We start from the raw sequence: 6,586 nt of genomic DNA on the forward strand, positions 1-6,586 counted from the left end.
TTCTCCGGAAGTCTGTTGGCGGCAATTGAGATAAAAACAATGTTGTCTATCCCTAAAATAATTTCTAGAAATGTTAAGGTTAATAACGCTATTAAGCCATCCGGACTTGTAAGAATATCAAACATAATCAGTTGACTTTAAAGGCAGTACCACGCGATTTCTTTGAGCTTCCAACCAGGCCGTATTCAAAGGTGTAGGAACTGTCTGTCGTAGACAGGATTTTCATATGAATGGATTTTTCTTCGGCAGGCGTCTTTGGATTTATTTTCTTTACGACGTATTCGCAATCATTGATCCATCTGATGGATGAGGTATCCGCTTTTTCCTGATAATAATCTATTTCAATGCTCTTCCTGCGTATAAAAGTAGTGGTTTGTTCGTTCTCTCCAACAACGGTGGTAAAACGGAATTCTCCTTCTTTAAAATCATTACAATTCCTTGGTGGATTATAACAGGCAGCTGCCATCCCTAAAAAAACAAGTCCAAAAATTCGCATCTTCATCATGGGTGCAAAATAGTGAATTATCGCCATTTTGCAGTAGGAGTTTAGGAGGAACTTACTTTGGGGACGTACCGCCGGGTTCAAAGGTCTCAAAGCTTCCGTCTGTGTAAAGAACAAGGATCTTTTGAATGACTCGCTCCTGGTTGGTTTGCTGGTGGCCTGGCATTGTTGGCAAAGGAAGTGGAGTGGTAGTATCCCTTTTTGTAGGAAACACCCCTTTTCCGTTCAAGAGCCAATAAAGATTTACTTCCGGATATGATTTCACCACTTTCATGACGAATTCCAAACTTGGTTTGTTTCGCCCGGTCAGCAAATGTGAAATACTAGATCGTTGCACCCCAATTTTATCGGCAAAAGAGGAGGCCGAAAGATTGTAAAAAGAAAGGATCTTCTCTAGCCGGTGTACAAATTCTTCTGAGTTTACCATTGTAATTTTAAAGACTGTTAATTTTTGTATACAAGAGAACCAAAATTCATTAAATACATATAGTAATACTTTTAATAAGTGTTTTTATATAATTGATATTAAATGATATAAGATACAATATTAAAATTGCTTAACAATTGTATACATATGTATACTTCTACCCCCGATACTGACTACTAATATGTACACAAATGTAATTATTTAAATAACAATTGTAATTAAAATAGATGCTACTTTTGCAAGAGTATCAATGCACCCTGAATGGATATAGACCAGGAATATTTAAATATAAAGGTGGCTGCCGTAGGCGGTCGATATCTTCACAGAGACCACATTCTTCCGGTCTTGCAAAAATTACAAGCCGATTGTAGAGTGGAGACCTTGGGATATTCGGTTAATGGACTTCCTGTAGAAAAGATTAGGATGGGGAATGGACCCGTGAAAATCTTAATGTGGTCGCAAATGCACGGCAACGAATCTACCACTACCAAGGCGGTGTTAGATCTGCTTATGGCCATGAACTCCGGGTACGGTAATGCCAGTGAACTTTTAAATAAGCTAAGCCTGGAGATAATCCCCATATTAAATCCGGACGGGGCGCTGAGTTATACCAGGGTAAATGCGAATGGGATAGACCTGAACAGGGATGCTCAGGATAGAACGCAGCCCGAGAGCAAGATCCTGAGGGCTGTTTTTGAAAAATTTTCTCCGGACTTCTGTTTTAATTTACACGATCAGCGTACCATTTACAGCGCAGGCAAGGATAAAAAACCGGCTACGCTTTCTTTTCTGTCACCGGCAGCGGACCCCAAAAGAACCGTCACGGAAAGTAGGTTGAAGGGAATGAGGCTTATTGCGGCCGTACATAAAGAATTGCAGCGGGTAATCCCCGGACAGATTGGCCGATATGATGATTCCTTCAATGCCAATTGCGTTGGAGATGCCTTTCAGATGCTTGGGACACCCACGGTGCTATTTGAAGCGGGCCATTTTCAGGGAGATTATGAGCGAGAGACAACAAGGAGGTTTGTCTTCTTAGCGCTGTGGAAAGCCCTGGAACTAATTGCTACCGATTCGCTCGTTTCCAATAGTGAAAAAGCCTATTTATCCATTCCGGAAAATAAGAAGTATTTTTTCGATATCCTTATAAACAATGCACATTTATTAGACGGGCAACCAAAGGACATAGGCGCCTTAGGGATTCTTTACCAGGAACAACTGCAAGACGGGGCCATTATTTTTAAACCAACGGTTGAAAGAAGGGGTAATCTTGAAGGGTACTATGGCCATGTTACCTATGATTGTGCAAAACCTGATGAATTACTTTTGTTACGGTCAGATTACGCGCGTGCTCATTTACTACATTTTAATTAAAAGAAGGATTCCCTGAATATTTTGCGTATATGTCAAAATAAGATCTATTTTTTTACATATATTTTCTTAATTGTTTATTTTTGCTAAAAATTATCGCAAAATGGGCAAAGTAAAATTAGATGAGATAGATCACCAGATCCTGGATATGTTAATAGACAATACCCGGACGCCTTTTACGGATATTGCCAAGAAATTACTAATCTCTGCCGGTACTGTGCACGTTCGTGTGAAGAAAATGGAAGAGGCAGGTATTATACAGGGTTCTTCTCTTACCTTGGATTATGTAAAACTTGGCTATTCCTTTATTGCGTATGTAGGGATCTTTCTGGAAAAGACGCATCAGACCAAATTTGTATTAGAGAGGCTGAATCAAATTCCAAATGTCACTGTAGCGCATATCACTACAGGAAAATTCAATATTTTTTGTAAGATCCGAGCCAAGGACACCAATCACGCAAAGAATATCATTTTTAAGATAGATGATATTGATGGCATCAGTAGAACTGAAACGATGATATCCTTAGAAGAAAGTATCAATGATAAGAAAAGATTGATGCATACAATCTTCAATGAACTATAGGAAATAGTGCGATAACAGTAGATCAACCAAATTAACCACTTGCGGTATACCATGAAAACATCTCAGCTAAAGGACCACGAATACAATCCTTATTACAAAACCTATATTGAGGCCCTGGGGGAAGTTACCTTAATGGATACCTTGCGGAAACAACTAAAAAATTACCCTCAATTTATAGGAAGTATTCCACAAGAAAAGCTACCCTATAAGTATGCGGAAGGAAAATGGACAGTAGCGGAGGTATTGGTGCATGTGCTCGATACAGAAAGAGTCTTTCAATACAGGGCATTGCGATTTGCACGTAAAGATGGTACGCCACTTCCGGGATTTAGTCAGGACGACTTTGTTCCCAATTCGGGAGCAAATTCACGAAGTATTGAATCGCTTATAGCGGAATATAAAGCTATCAGGAAATCTACAATTTCTTTATTTGAAACTTTTGATGAGCCTACCCTAAAATTAAAAGGGGTAGCCAGTAATTCGCCGATGAGTGTTAGGGCCATGGGATTCATTATGTGTGGTCACCAGAAGCATCATCGAAATATAATTAGAGAGAGATATTTATAGACCTAGTCTAGTTCTTCCTCACTTTCAAATTCGGCTTGCATATCTAGTTCGATTACCGGCTCTTCTGTTTCCGAAGGAACATCTTCCTCTATTTCATTCACCACATTATCATCAAAATTGGCAATAAAATGTGAAAGGCTCTGGCTGATTTTTACCAGATAAAGAGCATCCTCGGTTCTTAATTCAACAGCTTCAATGAATTCCCCTTTATGGTTCTTAAAAGCTACAATATCCTCATCCCCATAACCATTAGGATAGGAATCGAGTAAACGGGTGATTAATCTGTTCTCTAATTTTTTGTAATCGATTAAAATTCGTTTCATAGGTTGGTTATTTATCCCTTTGGTTAGACTAAGGTTTATAATCAATCCTAAACTATACTATTTTCCTGCAGAAGAAAGGAAAGAGTTGTCAATGCCAGTATTTAGTATATGAAGCACCTATTCTTCGTAGTATGCGAACGCTTCATCAAATAAGTTTGATGGTACTTGTTGATCTATGACCGCCTCACCAATGCGTTTTAGCAGAACAAAATTAACCTGTCCATGAGAATTTTTTTTGTCAAATTTCAATAGTTGAAGAATGGCCTTGATGTCTTGTTCTTTAAAGGAAACCTTTTTATATCGTTCCAGGATGGTGTGTTTAATGTCCTCTAACTGGTGCTTCCCAAGTCCGGTTAGCTTAAAGGACAGGAACGCTTCTAAAATCATGCCCACCGCGATGGCCTCCCCGTGTAAAAGGGCATTCTTTTCATCCATTTCTAAAAAATACGATTCAATCGCATGACCTAAGGTATGCCCAAAATTAAGGACCTTTCTAAGATTTTGTTCGGTAGGGTCCTGAAGAACGATGGTGTTTTTTATCTGGATCGATGTATAAATTTGGGGATGTAAGGTTTCTATCGAGGTCAAACCTTTAAGTTCACTCCAATATCCTTCGTTTGTAATTAACCCGTGTTTCAGCATTTCTGCAAAGCCACTGCTTTGCTGCCTTTTATTGAGCGTTTTAAGAAAATCGACCACTACCAGCACCATTTCGGGCTGATTGATCACTCCGATCTGGTTTTTTAGGGGCCCAAGATCCACACCGGTTTTACCGCCAATAGACGCATCTACCATGGCCAGCAGGCTGGTGGGGACATTTATAAAATCTATGCCTCTTTTAAAGGTAGAGGCAATAAATCCGCCCAGATCTGTAACCACACCGCCTCCAAGATTGATCAAAAGGCTTTTTCGATCAGCATCTAGCTCAGACAGGGCATGCCAGATCTGAACGCAGGTTTCAATTGTTTTATGGGTTTCACCTGCTTCCATTTCAATAATCTCCAGATCTGTTGTAGTTTCAACGGAAGAAAGGAACAATGGAAGGCAATCTCTATGGGTATTTTCGTCCACCAGAATAAAGATCTTCGAGTAATTCTTTGCTTTGACTAACTCGTTTAGGGCAAGATAGGCCCTAGTATCAAAATAAATGGCATATGAGTCTGTAAGGATCGATTCCATGAATTTTTGGATCAATTTAAGTAATATGCCCACAAATTAAAGGCTATTTTTTAGCAAATGGATATAAATTCAAAGATTATCTTTGGAACGTAATAAAATAACATAGATGCCGCAAATATTTGAGGATACCCAAACTGCCTTTGCACTTAAATCTGATGCCGAACTAGAACGCGCTTATTTTCTATTTAAATTAATAGGGAATCAGCCCTTGGTTAAGATAGGCGCCGCCGTCACCAATTTTGCCATTAAGAGCCATTTGCCTGTTGAGGGGTTGATCAGGGCCACTGTTTTTGATCATTTTTGTGCGGGAATTAATGAGAAAGACTGTATGCCTACCGTTGATAAATTGTGGGTCAAAGGAGTGTCTTCTGTACTCGATTACTCGGTAGAAGGGAAGGATACCGAAGATCCATTAGACAATGCTTTGGCGGTGACCTTAAATATTCTCGATTTCGCAAAGGAGAAAGAGGCAATGCCCTTTGCGGTTTTTAAACCTACCGGTTATGGCCGTTTTATTCTTTTTGAAAAAAAGGGCGCAGGCAAACCATTTAGCGCTTCCGAAAAGAGCGAATGGGACCGAGTGGTAAAAAGATTTGAAGCAACGTGTAAAAAAGCACATGATCTAAATGTGAGCCTTTTAATAGATGCAGAAGAAAGCTGGATGCAGGATGCTGCCGATGAATTGGTGGAAGAAATGATGCGCAAATTCAACAGGGAAAAAGCGGTTGTCTTTAACACCATTCAGTTGTATCGCTGGGACAGGCTGGAATATCTTAAAAAATTACAAAAGAAAGCAGCACAGGAAGGCTTTAAAATTGGCATAAAGGCAGTGCGTGGTGCCTATTTGGAGAAAGAGAATGAGCGTGCGGAGGAAAAAGGCTACAGATCGCCTATTTGTAGTTCCAAACAAGAGACAGACGAGAATTTCAATAAGACCATCAGCTATATCCTGGAACATTTAGATACCATTTCACTCTTTGCCGGGACGCATAATGAAGAGAGTTCCTGGTTACTTATGCAATTAATGGAAAAGCATCAAATTAATCCTAACGACAGCAGGATCTGGTTTGGACAATTATTAGGAATGAGCGATCATATATCGTTCAATTTAGCAGCTGCAGGATACAATGTCGCTAAATACCTGCCTTTTGGTCCGGTAAGAGATGTAATGCCATACCTCATTCGCAGAGCTGAGGAAAACACTTCGGTTGCAGGGCAAACCAACAGGGAACTGGAGTTGTTAAAAAAAGAGCGTAAAAGAAGGAAAATTTAAGCATAAAGCAGGATTATTACCCAACAACCTACCCCGGGCTTGGTGTCTTACCTGGTCTATATACAAGTATTCAAAACGTTTCTTCTAAGGGACCACAAGAAACATTCCGAAAGCTTCGCTTTGTATTTTTTTGAATCCGTCCGTTTTCTAAAAAAGAGATATTGAAGCAGATTTAATCTTGCTTCTCTCGTTTCCATAAATTTACCCTGCATATGATAGCACGAAAAGGGGGTAGGTATCTGTAAACTTTTATATATTTATAAAACAACCAATCAACCAACCACCAATTGAACTGGATTGCCATTATAAATTTTTTGCTCATTGCCGGGGCTATTCAAGGCTTTATCTTTTTTGTGGTCAC

8 protein-coding genes and 1 pseudogene are annotated in these 6,586 nt (G+C 39.5%); 4 read left to right on the forward strand and 5 right to left on the reverse strand.

The genetic code is table 11. From position 1 onward, the window contains the following. From WBM49_RS13420 to WBM49_RS13430, 3 genes and pseudogenes are all read right to left on the reverse strand, one after another. Positions 1-125: pseudogene (locus WBM49_RS13420) on the reverse strand (TerC family protein); the annotation flags it as partial. A 2-nt stretch (positions 126-127) separates the two neighbouring features. Further along, the gene (locus tag WBM49_RS13425) at positions 128-532 is read right to left on the reverse strand and encodes a DNA topoisomerase IV (RefSeq protein ID WP_424372558.1); all 405 of its coding nucleotides are present in this window, start codon (positions 530-532) and stop codon (positions 128-130) included. 25 nt (positions 533-557) lie between these two features. Next, positions 558-929 carry a helix-turn-helix domain-containing protein gene (locus WBM49_RS13430; RefSeq protein WP_424372559.1) on the reverse strand — a complete coding sequence of 124 codons (372 nt, stop codon included), beginning with the start codon at positions 927-929 and terminating at the stop codon, positions 558-560. Positions 930-1,190: 261 nt separating this feature from the next. On the opposite strand from WBM49_RS13430, the gene WBM49_RS13435 reads away from it, so the two are divergent. The 3 genes from WBM49_RS13435 to WBM49_RS13445 all read left to right on the forward strand — a co-directional run bounded on the left by WBM49_RS13435 (position 1,191) and on the right by WBM49_RS13445 (position 3,450). Then, positions 1,191-2,303: a M14 family metallopeptidase gene (locus tag WBM49_RS13435; RefSeq protein WP_424372560.1), complete on the forward strand. Its 1,113-nt coding sequence runs from the start codon at positions 1,191-1,193 to the stop codon at positions 2,301-2,303. 100 nt (positions 2,304-2,403) lie between these two features. After that, positions 2,404-2,883 (forward strand): Lrp/AsnC family transcriptional regulator, encoded by a 480-nt coding sequence (locus tag WBM49_RS13440; RefSeq protein WP_424372561.1) that lies wholly within the window; start codon positions 2,404-2,406, stop codon positions 2,881-2,883. A 51-nt stretch (positions 2,884-2,934) separates the two neighbouring features. Then, positions 2,935-3,450 (forward strand): DinB family protein, encoded by a 516-nt coding sequence (locus WBM49_RS13445; protein WP_424372562.1) that lies wholly within the window; start codon positions 2,935-2,937, stop codon positions 3,448-3,450. 2 nt (positions 3,451-3,452) lie between these two features. Here the strand turns inward: WBM49_RS13445 and WBM49_RS13450 are convergent, their stop codons facing one another. Then, the gene (locus WBM49_RS13450) at positions 3,453-3,773 is read right to left on the reverse strand and encodes a hypothetical protein (protein ID WP_424372563.1); all 321 of its coding nucleotides are present in this window, start codon (positions 3,771-3,773) and stop codon (positions 3,453-3,455) included. 117 nt (positions 3,774-3,890) lie between these two features. Then, the gene (gene aroB, locus WBM49_RS13455) at positions 3,891-4,952 is read right to left on the reverse strand and encodes a 3-dehydroquinate synthase (RefSeq protein WP_424372564.1); all 1,062 of its coding nucleotides are present in this window, start codon (positions 4,950-4,952) and stop codon (positions 3,891-3,893) included. Between the two features lie 106 nt (positions 4,953-5,058). Between aroB and WBM49_RS13460 the strand changes: the two genes are divergently transcribed. Further along, positions 5,059-6,225, forward strand: coding sequence for a proline dehydrogenase family protein (locus WBM49_RS13460; RefSeq protein WP_424372565.1), 1,167 nt, complete (start codon positions 5,059-5,061; stop codon positions 6,223-6,225). Positions 6,226-6,586: the final 361 nt, after the last annotated feature.

The sequence above is a fragment of the Muriicola sp. genome (assembly GCF_049669965.1).
GTDB lineage: Bacteria > Bacteroidota > Bacteroidia > Flavobacteriales > Flavobacteriaceae > Muriicola.

Excerpts from the sequence above, each read along its gene's own strand:
- WBM49_RS13425 (WP_424372558.1), bottom strand. The coding sequence starts at position 532 with ATGGCGATAATTCACTATTTTGCACCCATGATGAAGATGCGAATTTTT.
- WBM49_RS13430 (WP_424372559.1), bottom strand. The coding sequence starts at position 929 with ATGGTAAACTCAGAAGAATTTGTACACCGGCTAGAGAAGATCCTTTCT.
- WBM49_RS13435 (WP_424372560.1), top strand. The coding sequence starts at position 1,191 with ATGGATATAGACCAGGAATATTTAAATATAAAGGTGGCTGCCGTAGGC.
- WBM49_RS13440 (WP_424372561.1), top strand. The coding sequence starts at position 2,404 with ATGGGCAAAGTAAAATTAGATGAGATAGATCACCAGATCCTGGATATG.
- WBM49_RS13445 (WP_424372562.1), top strand. The coding sequence starts at position 2,935 with ATGAAAACATCTCAGCTAAAGGACCACGAATACAATCCTTATTACAAA.
- WBM49_RS13450 (WP_424372563.1), bottom strand. The coding sequence starts at position 3,773 with ATGAAACGAATTTTAATCGATTACAAAAAATTAGAGAACAGATTAATC.
- aroB (WP_424372564.1), bottom strand. The coding sequence starts at position 4,952 with ATGGAATCGATCCTTACAGACTCATATGCCATTTATTTTGATACTAGG.
- WBM49_RS13460 (WP_424372565.1), top strand. The coding sequence starts at position 5,059 with ATGCCGCAAATATTTGAGGATACCCAAACTGCCTTTGCACTTAAATCT.